At 73.8% G+C, this 18,247-nt stretch carries 20 protein-coding genes and 1 tRNA gene; 14 read left to right on the top strand and 7 right to left on the bottom strand.

Translation table 11 applies throughout. From position 1 onward, the window contains the following. The first annotated feature begins 50 nt into the window (after positions 1 to 50). From galU to ACFWI8_RS04645, 7 genes are all read left to right on the top strand, one after another. Complete coding sequence (gene galU, locus ACFWI8_RS04675; RefSeq protein ID WP_387085637.1) at positions 51 to 962, top strand: UTP--glucose-1-phosphate uridylyltransferase GalU; 912 nt, start codon at positions 51 to 53, stop codon at positions 960 to 962. A gap of 25 nt (positions 963 to 987) precedes the next feature. Then, positions 988 to 2,262, top strand: a complete 1,275-nt coding sequence (glp, locus tag ACFWI8_RS04670; RefSeq protein WP_387085634.1) for a gephyrin-like molybdotransferase Glp — start codon at positions 988 to 990, stop codon at positions 2,260 to 2,262. Positions 2,263 to 2,285: 23 nt separating this feature from the next. Beyond that, complete coding sequence (gene moaC, locus ACFWI8_RS04665; RefSeq protein WP_387085631.1) at positions 2,286 to 2,765, top strand: cyclic pyranopterin monophosphate synthase MoaC; 480 nt, start codon at positions 2,286 to 2,288, stop codon at positions 2,763 to 2,765. Then, entirely contained in the window at positions 2,762 to 3,262 is a 501-nt protein-coding gene (locus tag ACFWI8_RS04660) for a molybdenum cofactor biosynthesis protein B (RefSeq protein ID WP_387085628.1), read from the top strand. The genes moaC and ACFWI8_RS04660 overlap by 4 nt, the downstream gene beginning before the upstream one ends. Further along, positions 3,259 to 3,882, top strand: coding sequence for a GNAT family N-acetyltransferase (locus tag ACFWI8_RS04655; protein ID WP_387085626.1), 624 nt, complete (start codon positions 3,259 to 3,261; stop codon positions 3,880 to 3,882). The genes ACFWI8_RS04660 and ACFWI8_RS04655 overlap by 4 nt, the downstream gene beginning before the upstream one ends. A 139-nt stretch (positions 3,883 to 4,021) precedes the next feature. After that, positions 4,022 to 4,936, top strand: coding sequence for a hypothetical protein (locus tag ACFWI8_RS04650; protein WP_387085623.1), 915 nt, complete (start codon positions 4,022 to 4,024; stop codon positions 4,934 to 4,936). A 61-nt stretch (positions 4,937 to 4,997) separates the two neighbouring features. After that, positions 4,998 to 5,071, top strand: a tRNA-Ala gene (locus ACFWI8_RS04645). Between the two features lie 139 nt (positions 5,072 to 5,210). Here the strand turns inward: ACFWI8_RS04645 and ACFWI8_RS04640 are convergent. Both ACFWI8_RS04640 and ACFWI8_RS04635 read right to left on the bottom strand, forming a co-directional pair. After that, a complete protein-coding gene (locus ACFWI8_RS04640) occupies positions 5,211 to 5,726 on the bottom strand; it encodes a transmembrane transport protein (protein ID WP_387085619.1) in 516 nt (171 codons plus the stop codon). Beyond that, positions 5,723 to 6,268, bottom strand: coding sequence for an RNA polymerase sigma factor (locus ACFWI8_RS04635; RefSeq protein ID WP_387085616.1), 546 nt, complete (start codon positions 6,266 to 6,268; stop codon positions 5,723 to 5,725). The genes ACFWI8_RS04640 and ACFWI8_RS04635 overlap by 4 nt, the downstream gene beginning before the upstream one ends. A 275-nt stretch (positions 6,269 to 6,543) precedes the next feature. Between ACFWI8_RS04635 and ACFWI8_RS04630 the strand changes: the two genes are divergently transcribed. Next, entirely contained in the window at positions 6,544 to 8,049 is a 1,506-nt protein-coding gene (locus ACFWI8_RS04630) for a fused MFS/spermidine synthase (protein ID WP_387085613.1), read from the top strand. A gap of 393 nt (positions 8,050 to 8,442) precedes the next feature. On the opposite strand, the gene ACFWI8_RS04625 is transcribed toward ACFWI8_RS04630, so the two are convergent. Further along, on the bottom strand, positions 8,443 to 9,618 hold the full coding sequence (locus ACFWI8_RS04625) for a peptidoglycan recognition family protein (protein WP_387085610.1): 1,176 nt from the start codon (positions 9,616 to 9,618) through the stop codon (positions 8,443 to 8,445). A 140-nt stretch (positions 9,619 to 9,758) separates the two neighbouring features. Continuing rightward, entirely contained in the window at positions 9,759 to 10,412 is a 654-nt protein-coding gene (locus ACFWI8_RS04620) for a TetR/AcrR family transcriptional regulator (RefSeq protein WP_387085607.1), read from the bottom strand. Between the two features lie 263 nt (positions 10,413 to 10,675). On the opposite strand from ACFWI8_RS04620, the gene ACFWI8_RS04615 reads away from it, so the two are divergent. Beyond that, positions 10,676 to 11,113 carry a hypothetical protein gene (locus ACFWI8_RS04615; RefSeq protein ID WP_311599698.1) on the top strand — a complete coding sequence of 146 codons (438 nt, stop codon included), beginning with the start codon at positions 10,676 to 10,678 and terminating at the stop codon, positions 11,111 to 11,113. 55 nt (positions 11,114 to 11,168) lie between these two features. On the opposite strand, the gene ACFWI8_RS04610 is transcribed toward ACFWI8_RS04615, so the two are convergent. After that, a complete protein-coding gene (locus ACFWI8_RS04610; RefSeq protein ID WP_387085604.1) occupies positions 11,169 to 12,383 on the bottom strand; it encodes a S8 family peptidase in 1,215 nt (404 codons plus the stop codon). A 225-nt stretch (positions 12,384 to 12,608) separates the two neighbouring features. Here ACFWI8_RS04610 and ACFWI8_RS04605 point away from each other — a divergent pair, with 225 nt between their 5' ends. Together ACFWI8_RS04605 and ACFWI8_RS04600 are read left to right on the top strand one after the other, a co-directional pair. Continuing rightward, positions 12,609 to 13,397 carry a hypothetical protein gene (locus ACFWI8_RS04605; RefSeq protein ID WP_387085601.1) on the top strand — a complete coding sequence of 263 codons (789 nt, stop codon included), beginning with the start codon at positions 12,609 to 12,611 and terminating at the stop codon, positions 13,395 to 13,397. After that, a complete protein-coding gene (locus tag ACFWI8_RS04600) occupies positions 13,394 to 14,245 on the top strand; it encodes a hypothetical protein (protein WP_387085598.1) in 852 nt (283 codons plus the stop codon). Before ACFWI8_RS04605 ends, ACFWI8_RS04600 begins: the two co-directional genes overlap by 4 nt. Positions 14,246 to 14,261: 16 nt before the next feature. On the opposite strand, the gene ACFWI8_RS04595 is transcribed toward ACFWI8_RS04600, so the two are convergent. Then, a complete protein-coding gene (locus ACFWI8_RS04595; RefSeq protein WP_387085595.1) occupies positions 14,262 to 14,819 on the bottom strand; it encodes a DUF2690 domain-containing protein in 558 nt (185 codons plus the stop codon). A 102-nt stretch (positions 14,820 to 14,921) separates the two neighbouring features. On the opposite strand from ACFWI8_RS04595, the gene ACFWI8_RS04590 reads away from it, so the two are divergent. Both ACFWI8_RS04590 and ACFWI8_RS04585 read left to right on the top strand, forming a co-directional pair. Then, positions 14,922 to 15,620 (top strand): pyridoxal 5'-phosphate synthase, encoded by a 699-nt coding sequence (locus ACFWI8_RS04590; protein WP_387085592.1) that lies wholly within the window; start codon positions 14,922 to 14,924, stop codon positions 15,618 to 15,620. A 106-nt stretch (positions 15,621 to 15,726) separates the two neighbouring features. Next, entirely contained in the window at positions 15,727 to 16,344 is a 618-nt protein-coding gene (locus tag ACFWI8_RS04585; protein WP_387085589.1) for a Uma2 family endonuclease, read from the top strand. Between the two features lie 6 nt (positions 16,345 to 16,350). Here ACFWI8_RS04585 and ACFWI8_RS04580 read toward each other — a convergent pair whose 3' ends face one another. Beyond that, complete coding sequence (locus ACFWI8_RS04580) at positions 16,351 to 17,316, bottom strand: D-2-hydroxyacid dehydrogenase family protein (RefSeq protein ID WP_387085586.1); 966 nt, start codon at positions 17,314 to 17,316, stop codon at positions 16,351 to 16,353. Positions 17,317 to 17,388: 72 nt separating this feature from the next. Between ACFWI8_RS04580 and ACFWI8_RS04575 the strand changes: the two genes are divergently transcribed. After that, positions 17,389 to 18,237, top strand: a complete 849-nt coding sequence (locus tag ACFWI8_RS04575) for a putative RNA methyltransferase (protein ID WP_387085583.1) — start codon at positions 17,389 to 17,391, stop codon at positions 18,235 to 18,237. Positions 18,238 to 18,247 lie beyond the last annotated feature (10 nt).

Genomic DNA, 18,247 nt, shown 5'->3' with positions numbered 1-18,247 from the left:
TCACCTGCAAAGTGCTCGGTCCAGGCACACTAGATGGATAAGGTGACCGCATGACGTCACCACGCCCCCGACTCAGCAAGGCCGTCATCCCCGTCGCCGGGCTCGGCACCCGGTTCCTCCCGGCCACCAAGGCCACGCCCAAGGAGATGCTGCCGGTCGTCGACCAACCGGCGATCCAGTATGTGGTGGAGGAGGCGACGGCCGCCGGTCTCACCGATGTGCTCATGATCACGGGGCGGAACAAGCGCCCGGTCGAGGACCACTTCGACCGCAACTACGAGCTCGAGGACGCGCTGCGCCGCAAGGGCGACGAGGAGCGCCTCTCCCGCGTCCAGGCCTCCACCTCGCTCGCCACCCTGCACTACGTCCGCCAGGGCGACCCCAAGGGCCTCGGCCACGCGGTGGCCTGCGCCGCCCCGCACGTCGGCGACCAGCCGTTCGCCGTCCTCCTCGGGGACGACCTGATCGACCCCCGCGACCCCCTGCTCACCACGATGATCGACGTGCAGACCGAGCGGGGCGGCAGCGTCATCGCGCTGATGGAGGTCGACCCCGAGCAGATCCACCTCTACGGCTGCGCCGCCGTCGAGCCCGTGACCGACGGCGTGATGCGGGTGACCGGCCTGGTGGAGAAGCCGAACACCGCCGACGCTCCCAGCAACTACGCGGTCATCGGCCGGTACGTCTTCGACCCCGGCGTCTTCGACGTGCTCGCCAAGACCCCGCCCGGGCGCGGCGGCGAGATCCAGCTCACCGACGCGCTGCAGACCATGACCACCAAGGACGTGCCCGGCGGCCCGGTGCACGGCGTCGTCTTCAAGGGCCGCCGCTACGACACCGGCGACCGCGCCGACTACCTGCGTTCCATCGTCCGGCTCGCCTGCGAACGCCCGGACCTCGGCCCCGAGTTCCGCACCTGGCTGCGCGCGTACGTGGCCGAGGAGATGCCGGCTCTCGACTGACGCCGCGACTGACACACTGTCCGTCATGTGGTCAGTCGACGAACATCTGGCGGACATCCTGCGATCGGTCCGGCCGCTCGCCCCCATCGAGCTCCCGCTGCTCGACGCGGCCGGCTGCGTGCTCACCGAGGACGTCACCGTGTCCGCCGCGCTGCCGCCGTTCGACAACAGCTCGATGGACGGCTACGCGGTGCGCGTCGCCGACGTCGAGGGTGTCACCGAGGAGTTCCCCGCCGTCCTCGGCGTCGTCGGGGACGTCGCGGCCGGCAGCGGCAACCTGCCGACCGTCGGCCCTGGACAGGCGGCCCGGATCATGACCGGCGCCCCCGTCCCGCCCGGCGCCCAGGCCGTGGTGCCGGTGGAGTGGACGGACGGCGGCACCGGCGGCGGCCCCGCGAGCGCCATGGCCCCCGGCGCCCCGGGCCCCGAGGTCCGCGTCCACCGGCCGGTCACCGAGGGCCAGCACATCAGGCCGCGCGGCAGCGACGCGGCGGCCGGCGCCCTCGCGCTGCCCGCCGGCACCGTGCTCGGCCCGCCCCAGCTCGGGCTGCTCGCCGCGCTCGGCCGCCCGGCCGTGCCCGTCCGCCCGCGCCCCCGGGTCGTCGTGCTCTCCACGGGCAGCGAACTGACCGCGCCCGGCGAGCCGTTGGAGCCCGGCCGGATCCACGACTCGAACAGCTTCGCGCTGGCCGCCGCCGCCCAGGCCGCCGGCGCCGTCGCCTTCCGGGTGGCCGCCGTCGCCGACGACGCGGCCACGCTGCGCGCCGTGCTGGAGGACCAGCTGGTGCGGGCCGACCTGGTCGTCACCAGCGGGGGCGTCAGCGTCGGCGCCTACGACGTGGTCAAGGAGGCGCTGGAGCGGGAGTCCGGGATCGAGTTCCGCCGGCTCGCCATGCAGCCGGGCAAGCCGCAGGGGTTCGGGCTGCTCGGCCCCGCCGGCGTCCCGCTGTTCGCGCTGCCCGGGAACCCGGTCAGCTCCTACGTCTCCTTCGAACTGTTCGTCCGCCCCGCGCTGCGGGCCATGGCGGGGCTCCCGGCCGAGGACCCGCACCGCCCGCGCGTCCGGGCCCTGCTGGTCGCCGACGCCCCGCTCGCCTCACCGCCGGGCCGCCGTCAGTTCCTGCGCGGCGCCTACAACCCGGCAGCGCCCGGCGAGCCGCTCGGCACGGTCGCGCCGGTCGGCGGCGCCGGCTCGCACCTGCTGGCCGCCCTCGCCCGCGCCGACGCGCTGGTCGAGGTCCCGGAGGACCTGACCGAGGTCGCCCCCGGGACCGAACTGACGGTGGTGCTGCTGGGCTGAGCCGGGGAGTACCGTAGCTCCTCATGAGCGCCCCTCATCTCACCCATGTCGACGCCCAAGGCGCCGCCCGGATGGTCGACGTGTCGGAGAAGGCCGTCACCACGCGCACCGCACGGGCCACCGGGCGGGTGCTGGTGTCGCCCGAGGTCGTCGGCCTGCTGCGGGACGGCGCCGTGCCCAAGGGCGACGCGCTCGCCACCGCCCGCATCGCCGGCATCATGGGCGCCAAGCGCACCCCTGAACTGATCCCGCTCTGCCACCCGCTGGCCCTCTCCGGCGTCCGGGTCGAGCTGACCGTCGCCGACGACGCGGTGGAGATCGCCGCCACCGTCCGCACCACCGACCGCACCGGCGTGGAGATGGAGGCGCTGACGGCGGTCAGCGTCGCCGCGCTGACGGTGGTGGACATGGTCAAGGCGGTCGACAAGGGCGCCGTCATCTCGGACGTCAGGGTCGAGGAGAAGACCGGCGGCGCGTCGGGCGACTGGAGCCGCCAGCGATGACGCCCCCGCCGACACCCGCCCCCTACCGCGCCCTCGCCCTCACCGCCTCCAACCGCGCCGCGGCCGGCGTCTACCAGGACACCACGGGCCCGCTGCTCGCCGAGGCCCTGACCGACCTCGGCTTCGCCACCCAGGGCCCGCTCGTCGTCCCGGACGGCGAACCCGTGCTGGCCGCCCTGCGGGACGCCGTGGCCGCCGCCTACGACGTGGTCCTGACCACCGGCGGCACCGGCCTCAGCCCCACCGACCGCACCCCCGAGATGACCCGCGCCGTCCTCGACCGGGAGATCCCCGGCATCCCCGAGGCCATCCGCGCGGCGGGGATCGCCAAGGTGCCGACCGCCGCCCTCTCCCGCGGCCTGGCGGGCGTCGCCGACCGCACCCTGATCGTCAACCTCCCGGGCTCGCCCGGCGGGGTGCGCGACGGCCTCGCCGTGCTGCGTCCGCTGCTGCGGCACGCCGTCGACCAGCTGCGCGGCGGCGACCACCCGAGATGAACGTTCCCACCTGGCCCGTCGAGCTGGTCGACGACCACGTCGGCCTGAGGCCCATCAGACAGCGCGACCACCGCGCCTGGCGCGAGATCAACCAGCGCAACCGCGACTGGCTGCGCCCCTGGGAGGCCAGCATCCCGCCCCCGCCGCCCGGCCATGTGCCGCCGCGGCGGCCGACGTTCCGGCAGATGGTCAGGCACCTGCGCAACGAGGCCCAGGCCGGCCGCATGTTGCCGTTCGTCGTGACCCACCAGGGGCGGCTCGTCGGGCAGTTGACGGTGGCCGGCATCACCTGGGGTTCGATGTGCGCCGGTCACGTCGGCTACTGGATCGACCGCGCGGCCGCCGGCCGCGGCATCATGCCGACGGCGGTGGCGCTGGTCACCGACCACTGTTTCCTCACGCTCGGCCTGCACCGGATCGAGATCTGCATTCGCCCGGAGAACGCCCCGAGCCGGCGCGTGGTGGAGAAACTCGGCTTCCGCGAGGAGGGTCTGCGCCCCCGTTATCTCCATATCGACGGCGCCTGGCGCGACCACCTGGTCTTCGCCCTGACCGCGGAGGAGGTCCCCGAGGGCCTGCTGACCCGCTGGCACGAGGCCCAGCGCACCCCCCAGAAATAAAACACGCATTCGAATACTTCCGGCGGGCCGTTACCTCCCTGATAACAATCCGAAGAAATACCCGGGATGACGGCCTGATCGTGCGACACACCGCACCATTTGGCAGATGGACTCCCGCAAACCCCTCTACGGTGTGAGCGTGAGCAGCAGTGGCCTCATCTTCGCAATGATCGTCGGGGCCTGGGCCGCGTATCTCGTGCCGATGTGGCTCCGCAGGCAGGACGAGCTCAACGAGGCCCGCCCGACGGAACGCTTCAGCACCGCCATCCGGCTGCTGACGCGCAGACGCGCGTCGGAGGAGTCGGCGGAGGGGGAGACGCCGGAACCGGCCGCCGACGACGCCGTGCCAGCGGCGGACGCGCACTCGGACGTCGAGGCCGACGTCCGGGCCTTCGCCGAGCCCGTCGCCGACGACCACCCCGCGCCCGCCCCGGCCCCGGCCCCGGCGCCCGCCCCGAGCGGCCGCGCCAAGGTCCTCGCCAGACGCCGCAGAACCACCATGGTCCTGCTGCTCGCCTTCACCCTCGGCGGCATCGTCACCCTCACCGCCGGCACCCGCTTCGTCTGGCTGCCCGCGATCCCGGCCGTGCTCCTCACCGCCTACGTCGTCCACGTGCGCCGCCAGGAGCGCCTCCGCTACGCCGTCGCCCTCGACCGCCGCCGCGCCGAGGAGGCCGCCCGCCGGCTCCGCCAGCGCACGCAGGCGAGCACGGCCGCCAGGCCGGAGAAGCCGTCCAAGGCCATCGTCGAGCAGACCGACCACGCCGAGTGGGTCGACCAGCAGCGCCGCCGCACCCCGGCCCTGGACGACGAACCCCAGAGCTGGGACCCGGCGCCGGTCCCCCTGCCCACCTACGTCAACGCGCCGGTCGCCCCCCGCACCAACCGCGGCATCGACCTGGAGGCCCCCGACACCTGGTCCGCCGCCCGCTCCACCACGGCGGCGACCCCGAACCCCGCCGCCACCCCGCAGCCGGGCCCGCAGCGCACGCCCCTCTTCGACCAGTACGCGGACCCCGACGACGACCGCCACCGCCGCGCCTCCGGCGAGTGACCACCCCCCTGAACGGATTTCGGTCCGCCCCGTCCCGGGTGCTACAGTTTCCGAGTCGCAAGGGCCTGTAGCGCAGCCTGGTAGCGCATCTCGTTCGCAACGAGGGGGTCAGGGGTTCAAATCCCCTCAGGTCCACCGGCAAGGGCCGTTCCCAGTACCAGGTGGAACGGACAGACGGGAGCCCCCGCCGATCTCGATCGGCGGGGGCTTTCGCGTGCGTGCGTGCGGGCGGCGAAGCGCGGCAGCAACGGCTCTCCGGCAGCGGCGGCCGGGACTACGCGCCGTGCGGGGGCGAAGGTTGCTCCCGCAGGGAGTCGCGCAGTCGTAGCAGTTCGCGGCGGCGGGACCGCGCCCGCACGAGGAGCACTCCGGCGGCGGCGACGAGGACGGCACCGCCCGATGCCACCGCCAGCACCCCGGCCTGGTGGGTGCCGCGCGCGGCGGCCAGCACCGTCCCGGCGACGCCGGTCACGGTGGTCACCACCAGCGCGAGCCGGGCCCCCAGCACCCGGTCCCGGGCGAACAGCGGCCGCCGCCGGCACAGGACCCAGCCGGCGAAGACAGCCCACGCCAGCCCGACACCGACCAGCCCGCCGAACGCCACCTGCGTGCGGGTGGGCAGCGGGCCCGGCTCAGTGGCCCACAGCAGCGCGACCAGCGCCGCTCCACACCCTCCCGTCAGCCCCACGGCGACGTGCCGCATCCGCGAGCTCAGTGACGCCTCCGCCGCCAGCGCGTGCCTCAGTTCCTCAGGCGCCTCCCGGCGTGTCCTGTGGTCGCGCTCGCTCATGCCTCGTGTCCCCTCTCGACCAGGACGTCTCGCAGCAGACGTCGGGCGCGGTGCAGCCTGCTCTTCACGGTGCCGGGCGGCACCCCGAGGATCTCCGCGACGGTGGCCAATGGCAGGTCCTGCAAGTGGAACAGGATCAGCACCTCGCGCTCCGGGGGCGGCAGCCAGGACAGGCCGGCTTCGATCTCCACGGAGTTCAGTACGCGGTCGGGTGAGTCGCCCCCGTCGGCGACACCGGCGTCCGCCACCGCCGGGACCTCCACAGCCGTGTACGCCCGCCGCAGGTGATCGGTCACCGCGCGCCGGGCGATGACGAACAGCCACGCGGCGAACCGCTCCGGCTGCCGCAGGCGCGGCAGTCCACGCACCGCGGCGACCCACACTTCCTGGACGACGTCATCCGCGACGTGCGAGGAGCCCACCATGCCCCGCACGTAGCGCCACAGCGGCGGATGCCAGAGGCGCACCAACTCGTCGAACGCCTCCCGCTCCCCGAGCTGGCAGCGCACCACCAGCAGCTCGCCGCGCCTGTCCTCGTCCATCGACACCTCCGGGTCCCCGCCTCGCGTCACCAGGACAGTCGGCGGCCGGGACAGAAAGGTTCACGGGCTCCGCACCGGGCGCGATTCCGGCGTACAGGGAGCTGACGAGCCGTCGTGGCCGGCGCGGGGTGGTGCTTCGTCGAGTTCCGCGGTCCGGCCCGCGGACGACGGGTGGAGACTGTGAGCACGACCCCGCCGGCCCGTTTCTGAGGGACGTTCCGCTGCTTGTAGGTTCGCAGAGGACGTGACCGCAGGCAGGTGAGGGTGGTGGAGCGGTGAGTGCGCCAGGGATCGGGCCCCGGCTGGGGGCCGTGCTCGTGTTCGGCTCTTCGGCGGCCGTACTGGTCGTCGAGTTGGTGGCGTTGCGGCTGCTGGCGCCGTACGTCGGACTGACCATGGAGATGAACACCATGGTGATCGGCATCGCGCTGTCGGCGATCGCGTTCGGGTCGTGGGCCGGCGGGCGCGCCGCGGACGCGGTGGCGCCGCGGCGGACGCTCGGCCCGCTGCTCGCGCTGTCGGGGGTGGCGGTGGCGGTGACGCCGGCCCTGGTGCGGCTGGTCGGCGAGGCCGGAGGCTCCACGGCGCTGTTCGTCGGCGGGGCCTGCCTGTTCGTGCCGGCGGCGCTGTTGACGGCGGTGACGCCGATGGTGACCAAGCTGATGCTGACCGACCTGGCGGTGACCGGCACGGTGGTGGGGCGGCTGTCGGGGATCGGCACGGCGGGCGGTATCGCCGGCACCGTGCTGACCGGCTTCGTGCTCATCTCGTTGGTGCCGGTCAGCGTGATCCTGATCGGGCTCGGGGTGCTGCTGGTGCTGACGGGGGTGCTGGTCGACGCGTCGATGCGGGACTGGCGGCGTGGCCGGCGGGCGCTGGTGGCGAGCGTGGTCGTGGGCGGCAGCGTCGCGGGGAGCGCTGCGGTGCCGAGTGGCTGTGACGCGGAGACGCGGTACCACTGCGCGCGGGTGGTCGCGGATCCGGCGCGCGAGAGCGGCCGGACGCTGGTCCTGGACGGGCTGCGGCACTCGTACGTGGACCTCGACGATCCGGAGCACCTGGACTTCGGCTACGTACGCGCGATCGCGTCGGTGATCGACACGGCGTACCCGGCGGGTGAGGCGCTGGACGCCTACCACCTGGGCGGGGGCGGCCTCTCGATACCCAGTTACCTGCGCGCGGTGCGGCCCGGCTCCAGCAGCGTGGTGTCCGAGATCGACCCGGGGGTGGTCGACGTCGACCGGGCGTGGCTGGGCGCGGAGACGGGCGATGACCTGCGGGTGCGGGTGGAGGACGGCCGGATGGGCCTGCGGCGGATCGACACCGACTCCCGGGACCTGGTCGTCGGTGACGCGTTCGGGGGGATCAGCGTGCCGTGGCACCTCACCACCCGGGAGGCGATCGCGGACGTGGAGCGCGTGTTGCGGCCCGGCGGCGCCTACGTCGTCAACATGATCGACCACGGCGAGCTCGCGTTCGTCCGGGCCGCCGTCGCCACGCTGTCCGAGGAGTTCGAGTACGTCGCGGTGGCCGCGGACCGGCGGGCCTTCGACGACGGGACCGGCGGCAACTTCGTGGCCGCGGCCTCGGACCGGGAGCTCGACGTGGCGGCGTGGGGGGAGCGCTTCACCGAGCGCGGGAACCTTCGTCCCGGCGAGCGGTGGGAGATCCTCAGCGGCGCGGAGGTCACGGAGTGGGTCGGCGACGCCCAGGTGTTGACCGACGACTTCGCGCCCGTCGACCAGCTGCTCACGCCGTACGCGACGCCCGCGAGGCGGTGACGCCGCGGCAGGAGCCGGCGTGGCGGGCCGCGGCGCGGGTGCCGCTGCGCGGCGGCGGGGCCGTGTGGTTCAAGGCCAATCCGCCGGGGTCCGCGTTCGAGCCGGCGTTGGCGCGGGAGTTGCCGCGTTGCCCGGCCGGCTCGTCGAATATCTGACGGTTGGGGCGGGGCTCGGTCTTGGCCCCGGGGAGGCGGCGGCGTTGCGCCGGCTCCTGCCGACGTTCGCCGAGTGGTGCGGTCGGCTCGTGGACTCGCCCGTGCCGGACGCCGTGGCGCGGGTGCGGGACGCGTATCTGGAGCCGTGGGCGGGCGACGGGCTCGGGCTGGCCGACACGTGGGGGCGGGTCTTCCCCGACGTGCGGCTCCCAGGCGGCGCCGCCGCCCGCTGGCTCCGTCAGCGGGCCGCCGCCCTCGCCGCCGCCGCGCGGACCGCGTCGAGCTCCGCGTACATGACCGCGCCGGGGCACTCGGTCTCCATCCAGTCCTGGTGGCCGCTGACGACGCTGACGTCGCGCTCCGCGCCGCTGACGGGGTTGACGAACCGGGTCTGGCCCTGCGGGTCGAGCCCGTGGAAGCGGCTCAGCAACGCGACGAGCGTGACGAGGGAGTCGCGGGCCGCGTCGGTCGGCGGCTGGTCGACCAGGGTGCCGAGCAGGGCGATGCCGACGTTGCCGGAGTTCATGCCGCCGACGTGGCTGGCGGTGACCGCGTTGCCCTCGGCGTCGTGGGCCGGGATGCCGTCGTCGCCCGTGTAGTGCCCCTCGTAGATGAGGCCCTCACGGTCGATCAGGAAGTGGTAGCCGATGTCGGTCCAGCCGTTGGTCTGGATGTGGAAGGTGTAGATGGCCCGCACCTCGGCGGCGGCGTCGGTGTACTCGTTGGTCGTCGCCGTGTGGTGGACGGTGATGGCCTGCACGGGGTAGTACGTCAGCGGCCCGATCGGCTCACCGTTCTCGTCGAACCGCAGGGACTCGTCCGCGCCCCACTCGGCCCGGGAGAGGTACCGCGTGCCGCGCATCCGCTGCGGCGAGTCAGGGACGCGCTGGCTGCGCGGGGTGCCGCGTTCGGTGTCGACGGCGAGGCCCGGGGCGTCCTGGACCCCGTCGGGGAGGCGCAGTTCGAAGCGGGAGGCGCCGTGCGCGGCGACGAGCGTGGCGCCCTCGTTGGCGCGGCCGCAGTCGGCGGCCGGGTTCAGGGGCTGCCAGTCGGTGGTGGCCCCGGCGGCCTCGGCGTCGGCGTCCGGGAAGCGGATGGCGGCCTCGGAGCCGTCGGCGGGCAGGCGGAGGCCCACGTAGCTGAGGGGGAAGCCGACGGCCGCCTCCGTGGCGCCCGAGGTGTCCTCGGTGCGGGTCGTGGCGAACCGCTCGGTCGGGCCGGTGTCGTCGGCGGGCGCGTCGTTCGGCGCGTCGTTCGGCGCGTCGTCGTCGCCGGAGCCGGTGACCGCGAAGACGGCCGGGGTCAGCACGCCGGCGGCGGCGACGCCGCTCGCGGCGCCGATCACGGCGCGCCGTGGCAGGCGGGACGGCTGGCGGTGGGTGGGCGGTATGGGGTCGGTGTGGGGTGTTCGCACCTTGGGGATGCTAGGCCGCGAACGCGCCGGTTCGGCACGAGGGCCCCCGCCGCGCGAAAGAGCTCCACCGTCTCTCCACGGTCTGGTCCGGACCTTCATCGGCGCTCCGTGTCCGGGCGCCCGCTCGGACCGGCACCCGGTCAGTCGGCGGGTCGGCTCGCGCGCATCCGGCCGACGGGGGGCGGGTCGGCGTGCAGCAGCGGGGTCGTGGGGCGCGGCAGGCCGTACATGGCGTAGAGGCGGTGGCGGATGCGCTCGGTCGGGTACTGGTCGGCGTAGACGGCGGTCTTGAAGATCACGCCCTCCAGGACGCTCCGCAGCAGCACCTCCTCCAGCGCCGGGTCCTCCGCGCCCCGGGCGGCGAACAGGTCGCGCAGGCCGTCCTCCAGGCTCAGCAGCCGCTCCTCCTTGCGGGCCTCGGCGGCGGCGAAGAGGGGATGCGTGGCCGGGTTGACCACCAGGCTGAGCGCCATGCGCTGCACGCCGACGGTGGTGGCCGCGGCGTGCAGGATGGCGTCGATGATCGCGGCGAGGCGCTCGTCGGGGGTGCCGGTCACGTCGAGGACGCCGGCGACGCCGTCGAGGTAGCGGTCGAGGAGCTCGTCCACCAGTCTTTGCTTGCCGGGGAAGTAATAGGTGATCAGGCCCCGGGAGACGCCGGCGCGGGCGGTGATGTCGGAGATGGTGGCCTCGTGGTAGCCCTTCTCGGCGAAGACCTCGAGGGCCGCGGCGAGGATCCGCTCCCGCGACTGTGCCCGCATCTCCTCGTTGGTCTCCACGGATCGTGGTGACACTCGGCTACCCCATTCCCACTGTTCCGGCTCTCGCTCTCCCGCGTCTCCCATTGTCGCGCCTCCCCCGCCGGCACTCTGCGTGACGGCGACGGAAGCCCGTTGCCCCGTGTACTGGATGGCTGTACAGTCAACCTGACCGACGGGGGGCGACGGTCCTCGGCTGGCGAGACGGCCTCCCGCCCTGCCCGAGGACCGTCGACACGTCCAGCTCCCCCTGCGGTGCGCAGAACTTTCACGATCGCAAGGAGCAAGGAGCCCACACGGTGGCGAGCAAGGAAGAACTCAAGGCGGCGATCCACGCGGCCTTCGACTCCGCGGTTCCCGACGGCGCGAGCTACACCAAGGTGTACGCGTCGGACATGAGGCAGCGGAACTACATCGTGTTCAGCAGCACGAAGGTCTACAACTACGCGGTGGGCTTCAGACCGGGCGGCACGGAGCTGGTGATCGTCCCGGTCGACGAGGAGAACGGGACCGTCACGCCCGGCACCCCGGTGCGGATCACCGACGCCAACCGCGGCAACGTGAAGAAGCGGGACCTCCAGGGCCGGTTCCACGTCGCGACGACGGACGGGCAGAAGTTCCGCTTCGTCGTCATACCTTCGGTGCCCAGGATCACCTCGGCCTTCTACCAGCTGCCGGTGGACCAGAAGGAGGAGTACGAGGCGTTCCAGGCGGTCAAGGAGCTCATCTGCGGCTGACGCTCCCCCGGGGCCCGCCCGTCGGGAGGGGCGGGCGGGACCCCGGTGACGGTGGTCAGTCGATCTGGAGGAGGGCGCCGGTGGTGTTGGCGCCGGGTTGGGCGATCCCGCCCGGCTTGGCGGCCGCGACCAGGGCGTCACGCACCTCGGCCGGCGTGGCCCCCGGATGGTCCGCGAGGTGGAGCGCGGCGGCCCCGGCGACGTGCGGCGCGGCCATGGACGTCCCGGACCAGGACCGGCTGGCGGTGTCGGACGAGTACCAGGCCGAGACGATGTCCGTGCCCGGGGCGTAGATGTCCACGACCGGGCCGATGTTGGAGAAGCCGGAGCGGGCGTCGGTGTTGGTGCTGGACGCGACGGTGATGGCCTCCGTCACCCGGGCCGGCGAGTAGCTTCCGGCGTTGGCACCGGTGTTGTTGCCGGCGGCGACCACATAGGTGACGCCGGACGCGATGGAGGCGCGGACCGCGTCGTCGATCAGGCCGTTGGCGCCGCCGGTCAGGCTCATGTTGGCGACGGCCGGCCCCTCGGCGTTGGCCGTCACCCACTCGACGCCGGCCACGATGGACGTGGTGGTGCCGGTGTTGTTGTCGTCGAGGACCCGGACCGAGACCAGGTCGGCGGCCTTCGCGACGCCGTAGCTCGTGCCGCCCGCGGTGGCGGCGACGTGGGTGCCGTGGCCGTAGCCGTCGTTGCCGCCGCTGCTCCACCGGTCGTAGCCGAACGCGGCGCGCCCGCCGAAGTCGACGTGGCCGTACCGGATCCCGGTGTCCAGGACGTAGACGGTGACGCCCTCGCCGCCGCCGTCGTCGGGGTAGGTGTAGGAGCGGTCGAGGGGCAGGTTGGGCTGGTCGACGCGGTCGAGTCCCCAGGAGGGCGGGCTCGGCTGGGTGGCCGCGCCGCGCACCAGGCGGTCCTGGGTGACGGAGCGGACGGCCGGGTCGGCGGCCAGCTCCCGGGCCTCGGCCTCGGTGGCGGTGACCGCGAGGCCGTTGAGGGTGAGCGGGAAGGCGTCGGTGACCTCCGCGCCGTGCCGCTCGGCGACGCGCTCGGCGCCGGCTTGGTCGGCACGGACGGCGGCCGGCTCGCGTAACCGGACCAGGTAGCTGCCGGCGACGGCGTCGGGCGCGCCGGCGTGGACGATGCGGCCCTGCGGCGGGCCGGGGGCCCCGGCGGCGGCCGGCGCGGCGAGCGCGCCGAGGCCGAACACGAGGGCGAGGGCCGCGGCGCCGCTCAGGGCGCGCCCACGGAGCTTGCGCTTCGCTGTCACAGCGAGGGTTTCCTTTCGTCGCTTCTAGTCATGCACCTGCCAGCCCGCAGAGTGACGGCGGGGACAGCGGCGCACAAGGGGGCGGTCGGGGCCCACGGTCGGAGGCGGCCGAAGGCAAGCCCGCGCACATCGGGGTGTCACCGGGCCGTGCCATGATGATCGCCGCTCAAGAGTGGGGAGATCATGGAGAGTTGGAGACAACGCGGCACACTGGTGTCCGCCGGTGTGGCATTGGTGCTGACATTGGGCGCCTGCGGTGGTGGCGGGAGGAGCGAGGAGCCGCGCGACGACGCCGAGCCGAGCGGATCGGCTGCCGCCGAAGGGCCGAACCTGGCGGACATGGAGGCCGAGGAACTGCTGCGGCTGGCCGACGAGACGCTGCGGGGCGCGGCGTCCTACACCACCGACATGTCGCAGGAGATCCAGGGGACCAGCGTCCCCTCCGGCAACAGCCTGTTCGCGACGGACGAGCGGTGCACCAGCGGCCTGTACACCGCCGAGGGCCACGTCGAGGTGACCCGGGACGCCGACGATCTCTGGGTGCGGATGTCCCCCGAGATGCTGGCGCTGATCTTCGACGAGGCGCGGGCGGAGGAGTTGGCCAACCAGTATCTGCATGGTTCCGCGGACGACCCGAGCCTGGCGGACTGGGCCGAGATGTGCGAGCGGGGCGGTCTGCCGGCGGCGCTGCTCGACGGCCAGCCGGCGGAGGACGGCTTCGAGACGACCAGCCTCACGGTCGAGGCGGCGAGCGAACACCACGGCACGCCGGTGGTCACCGTGCGGCGCGAGGAGTCCGGCGATGCCGGTGGGGTGACGAGCACCGTGCTGATCGCCGCCGAGGGCGAGCCCTATCCGCTCCGGGCCACCACGGAGATGGCGTTCGACGGCATGGACACGATGGTGAACGTCATCGACTACGGCCGGTTCGACGCCGAACTGCCCTTCCAGCGCCCCAACGACAACTTCGTGGTGGAGATGGCCGAGTTGGACGGGGCTGTGCCGCAGTCATGACCGCGCCCGCCGCCCCGCCGCTGCGACCGACCCGTCTCGGTGTCGAGGCGCTGTTCCCGGAGTTGACCGGGCTCGCGCGGGAGACGACGTTGCTTTGCCCGCGGATCGGGGAGCCGGGGGTGCGGGACAGTTCGGTCGGCGGTCCGCTGCTGTGGCCGGCGGACGAGCCGTGGCCGATGTGCGGCGCCGAGGGGCACTACGAGCCGCTGCGGAGGCCCACCGAGGTGGTGGGGCCCGAGCCGGTGGCGATGGTGCCCGTGGTGCAGCTGTACGCGAGGGACGTGCCGGAGTTGCCGTTCCCGGCGGGCACGGACGTGCTCCAGGTGGTGTGGTGCCCACTGCTCCACGACGACGGGATCGACGCGGTGTCGCCGCGGCTGTACTGGCGCGACGAACGGGCCGTCGGCGCGGGGACGTTGCGGTCGGACCGGCCGGAACCGTACACGGCCGACGAGGACTTCGTGCCGCGGCCCTGCACGGTGACCCCGACCCGGGCCGTCGAGTACCCGAACGGGGACCTGCCCGAGGGGCTTGGCGAGGCGCTGACCGACCGGTTCGACGAGGTCGAGCGGCGGTTCGGGGTCTCCTACTTCGACGCCGCCACCACGATCCAGAGCAAGGTCGGCGGCTACCCCGGCTGGACGCAGGCGCCCGACTGGCCCACGTGCCGCTGCGGTCGCCGGATGGCGCACCTGCTCAGCGTCACCGCGACGGAGACCGGCCCGTGGCACGGGGACGACGACGCGGACGCGGGCCACGGCATGGACATGGGGGACCTGGGCGGGGTGTACCTCTTTGTCTGCACCACCTGCCCCGACCGGCCGTTCGCGCACCGGTACGACTGCTGACGGCTGGTCGGCCGCGCTACCGCAGGGTGAAGTCCGTCTCGTGGGTGGCCTCGACGCAGTAGCGCTGCCAGGTGGCCTGCCGGTCGGGGCCGTCGCCGGGGACGGCGCAGACCTCGACGTGGAAGGCGGTGGGGTCGACGGCGACCATCTTGGTGAACTGGTCGGTCTCGTAGTTGATCTGGGCCTCGGCGGCGCCGCCGCCGGTGACCTGGACGGTGACGCGGTCGCCCGGTTCGCCGGTCAGGATGCGGCCCCAGACGGCCTGGCAGCGTGGGTTGTAGCGGATGTCGAGCGTGGCCGGGTTGGACTCGGTGGGCCGGTGCGAGCCGGCGTCCGCGCCGCAGTCGGTGGACTCCGGGCTGCGGCCGTCGCAGTCCGTGCCGGGGCAGGTGGGCGGCGGGTCCTCGGCGATGAGGCGTTCGGTCACAGCTGTCACCACGGTGGTCACCACCGTGGCGGCGGCGAGCGTGATCAGGGTGTTGCGGAGGACGTGCTGCCGGAAGCCCTGCCACGCCCTCGTCAGCCGCCCGCCGGCCGGCCCAGGACCGGGCTCCGGGTCAGTTGTGCTGCTCATGCCATCTCCCCCACCCGCGGAATCCCCTCCTCCGGGTGTTACCCGCCATGCGCGGACCGCGACAGCACGTTCGCGCCAATCGTGAGCGGCGATGATGGGCGGATGACGGAGCGCGAGTGGTGGTGGCCCGCCGGTCCCGGCGAGGTGGGGTGGTTGTTGGTGCGGACGCCGCTGATGGCGCGGGAGCTGCCGGGGTTCGACGCCGCGGCGGCCCCGGAAGGGCCCGGTGAGCTGTTCGCGGCCTGGCTGGCGGAGGCGGTGGCGGCCGGGGTGCTCGATCCGCACGCCATGACGCTGGCGACGGTCGGCCTCGACGGGGTGCCGGACGCACGGGTCGTGGCGCTGCGCAACGTGGACGTGGCGGGCGGCGGTTGGGTGTTCGCGGCGAGCTCCGACAGCCCGAAGGGGCGGCAGTTGACGACCCGGGCGGTGGCCGCGATGACGTGTTACTGGCCGGCCCAGGGGCGGCAGGTGCGGCTCCGGGGGCGGGTGGAGACGGCACCGGCGGAGGTGGCGGCGGCCGAGTTCCGGAAACGGTCGCCGCGCAGCCGGGTGGCCGGGCTCGTGGCGCGGCAGAGCGAGCCGCTGGAGTCGACGGCCCGGTACGAGGCCGCGGCGGCGGAGGCCGAGCGGCGCCTGGCCGCCGAGCCGGACGCGGTGCCGCCGGGGCACTCGGTGTACGCGCTGTGGGCCGACGAGGTCGAGTTCTGGCAGGGCGACGCGGGCCGGCGGCACGTGCGCCTGCGGTACCGCCGCGCGGCCGGCGGGGCGGGGTGGCGGCGCGAGCTGCTGTGGCCGTGAGGCGATCCGGATCGGCGTCAAGGCCGCGCCGTCACGTCCATCACTTGGGGTGAGGGTACGGTCATATGGAGGGATCACATCCCCCGTCTCGACCATTCTGGCGTCCATGGGAGTACTGATGACCGAGCGCCCGCAGGAGATCCAGGCGACCTCGGACAACTGGTGGTGCCCGCCGGAAGAGGGCTGGACGTACGACCAGGTCAAGGACGTCGAGCTCCCGTTCGACTGGGAACTGGTGGACGGAGTGATCGTGGTCCGGGGACAGACGCCGCACTGGCACGACATGGTGAAGGGCGAGATCTTCCGCGCCCTGTCCTCGGCCGGGCCGAAGGCCTACGCTGTCCGGGTCGAGACCTGCGTGTTGGTGGACGAGCGGAACGTCATCAAGCCGGACGTCGTCGTCTTCGAGAAGCGGGGCCTTGATCCCTTCACCATGGAGTGCGTGCCCGTGGCGAGCGTCCGGCTGGCCGTGGAGGTCGTCTCCCCTGGTTCGAAGCGGCGGGACCAGTGGCTGAAGCCGGCGATCCTGGTCGAGGCCGGCGTGCCGCACTACTGGCGTGTCGAGCGTGACCGGGAGAACCTTCCGGTGGTTCACGAGTACCGGATCGATCCGGACACCGGGGCCTACATCCCCGCCCACGAGTACGCAATCCACCGGGAGAAGCTGAGCGCGGAGAAGCCGTTCCCCATCGATATCGATCTGCGGGCCCTGATCGAGTTCTAGCCCGTCCTAGCCCAGGACGCGTACCGGCTCGCCGGCCAGGTAGGCGGTGATGTCGGCGACGGCCTCGCCGAAGAAGGTGCGGTAGTTGCCGGCGGTGACGTAGCCGAGGTGGGGGGTGGCGAGGAGCCGCGGCAGGGAGCGGAACTCGTGGTCGGCGGGGAGGGGTTCGGCGTCGAAGACGTCGACGGCGGCACCGGCGAACCAGCCCTCGCGGAGGGCGGTGGCGAGCGCGGTCTGGTCGACGAGGCCGGCGCGTGAGGTGTTGACCAGGTAGGCGGTGGGTCGCAGCAGCCGGAGTTCGGGCTCGCCGATGATGGCTCTGGTGCGGTCGCCGAGGACCAGGTGGAGGGAGACGAAGTCGCTGGTCTCCAGGAGTTCGGCGAGGGTGGCGAGGCGGGTGGCGCCGCCGGCGGTGGCGCGTTCGTCGGTGAGGTTGGGGCTCCATGCGACCACGTCCATGCCGAACGCGGCGCCGACGCGGGCCACTCGGGAGCCGATCTTGCCGAGGCCGACGAGGCCGAGGCGGCGGCCGTGCAGGTCGGCGCCGACCGTGGACTGCCAGGGGCCGCTCTCGCGGACGGCGGCGCTCTCGCGCGGGACCTCGCGGGCCAGGCCGAGGAGCAGCGCCCAGGTGAGCTCGACCGGCGGCTCGGGGCGGCTGAGCGTGCCGCAGACGGTGACGCCGTGTCTCCTGGCGGCGGCCAGGTCGACGGAGGCGTTGCGCATGCCGGTGGTGACGAGCAGCCGCAGGGCCGGCAGGCGGTCGAGGAGCTCGGCGGGGAACGGCGTGCGTTCGCGCATGATGACGACGATCTCGCAGTCGCGGATCGTCTCGACGAGACGGTCGCGGTCGGCGATGTGCTCGCGGACGACGGTGATGTCGAGGGCGTCGGCGAGCGGGGACCAGTCGGCAAGGGAGAGGGCGACGCCCTGGTAGTCGTCGAGCACGGCGCAGCGCAGCTTCGTAGCCATGGTCAGGGACGATAGCCCGAGGGCGGGCAGCGGTACCATGCCCGACCCGAAGCCGCCACAGGAAAGAACGCCATGAACTCCGCAATGCCGCCCGCCGTCGTCGACATGCTCAGGTGCCCGGTCTGTGGCGGGCGGTTCGAGGCCGACGGCGCGTTGCGGTGCGCGGCCGGGCACTCGTTCGACGTCGCCCGGCAGGGCTACGTGAACCTGCTGACGGGCGCCGGATCAGCGGCGGCGGCGCGGAACGCGGACAGCGCGGAGATGGTGCGGGCCAGGGTCGAGTTCCTGGGGGCCGGGCACTACGCGCGGGTGGCGGACGCGGTGGTGGCGGCGTGTCCGCCGGCGGCCGGGGCGGTGGTGGACGCCGGGGCCGGCACCGGGTACTACCTGTCGGCGGTGCTCGACGCCCGGCCGGGGGCGGTCGGGCTCGGTCTCGACCTGTCCAAGCACGCGCTGCGGTACGCGGCGCGGGCGCACGGGCGGGCGGGAGCGGCGGTGTGCGACGTGTGGCGCGCGCTGCCGGTCGGGGACGGCGCGGCGGACGTGGTGTTGAACGTCTTCGCGCCGCGCAACGGGGCGGAGTTCCGGCGCGTGCTGCGTGCGGGGGGCGCGCTGGTGGTCGTCACGCCCTCGGACCGGCATCTGGCGGAGCTGCGTGGCCCGTTGGGCCTGCTGTCGGTGGACGAGGCGAAGGAGGAGCGGCTGCGGCGGTCGCTGGCCGGGCACTTCGGGGCGGCGGAGCACGCGGCGGTCGTCGAGTACCCGGTGGAGCTCTCACCGGCGGAGGCGGTCGCGCTGGCGTCGATGGGCCCGGCGGCGCGGCACGTGGCGCCCGCGGCGCTGCGGGAGCGGGCGGCGGCGCTGCGGGAGCCGGTACGGGCGACGGTCTCCGTTCGGGTGGCCGGGTTCCGGCGGGAGTGAGCCCGCCCGG

It is taken from the genome of Streptomyces sp. NPDC127098, from assembly GCF_042722465.1.
GTDB lineage: Bacteria > Actinomycetota > Actinomycetes > Streptomycetales > Streptomycetaceae > Streptomyces > Streptomyces millisiae.
This window is presented reverse-complemented; position numbering and strand designations above follow the sequence as displayed.

Bases quoted from the DNA above. Each gene is read 5' to 3' on its own strand.
- galU (WP_387085637.1), top strand. From the start codon at position 51: ATGACGTCACCACGCCCCCGACTCAGCAAGGCCGTCATCCCCGTCGCC.
- glp (WP_387085634.1), top strand. From the start codon at position 988: ATGTGGTCAGTCGACGAACATCTGGCGGACATCCTGCGATCGGTCCGG.
- moaC (WP_387085631.1), top strand. From the start codon at position 2,286: ATGAGCGCCCCTCATCTCACCCATGTCGACGCCCAAGGCGCCGCCCGG.
- ACFWI8_RS04660 (WP_387085628.1), top strand. From the start codon at position 2,762: ATGACGCCCCCGCCGACACCCGCCCCCTACCGCGCCCTCGCCCTCACC.
- ACFWI8_RS04655 (WP_387085626.1), top strand. From the start codon at position 3,259: ATGAACGTTCCCACCTGGCCCGTCGAGCTGGTCGACGACCACGTCGGC.
- ACFWI8_RS04640 (WP_387085619.1), bottom strand. From the start codon at position 5,726: ATGAGCGAGCGCGACCACAGGACACGCCGGGAGGCGCCTGAGGAACTG.
- ACFWI8_RS04635 (WP_387085616.1), bottom strand. From the start codon at position 6,268: ATGGACGAGGACAGGCGCGGCGAGCTGCTGGTGGTGCGCTGCCAGCTC.
- ACFWI8_RS04600 (WP_387085598.1), top strand. From the start codon at position 13,394: ATGACCGCGCCCGCCGCCCCGCCGCTGCGACCGACCCGTCTCGGTGTC.
- ACFWI8_RS04595 (WP_387085595.1), bottom strand. From the start codon at position 14,819: ATGAGCAGCACAACTGACCCGGAGCCCGGTCCTGGGCCGGCCGGCGGG.
- ACFWI8_RS04590 (WP_387085592.1), top strand. From the start codon at position 14,922: ATGACGGAGCGCGAGTGGTGGTGGCCCGCCGGTCCCGGCGAGGTGGGG.
- ACFWI8_RS04585 (WP_387085589.1), top strand. From the start codon at position 15,727: ATGGGAGTACTGATGACCGAGCGCCCGCAGGAGATCCAGGCGACCTCG.
- ACFWI8_RS04580 (WP_387085586.1), bottom strand. From the start codon at position 17,316: ATGGCTACGAAGCTGCGCTGCGCCGTGCTCGACGACTACCAGGGCGTC.
- ACFWI8_RS04575 (WP_387085583.1), top strand. From the start codon at position 17,389: ATGAACTCCGCAATGCCGCCCGCCGTCGTCGACATGCTCAGGTGCCCG.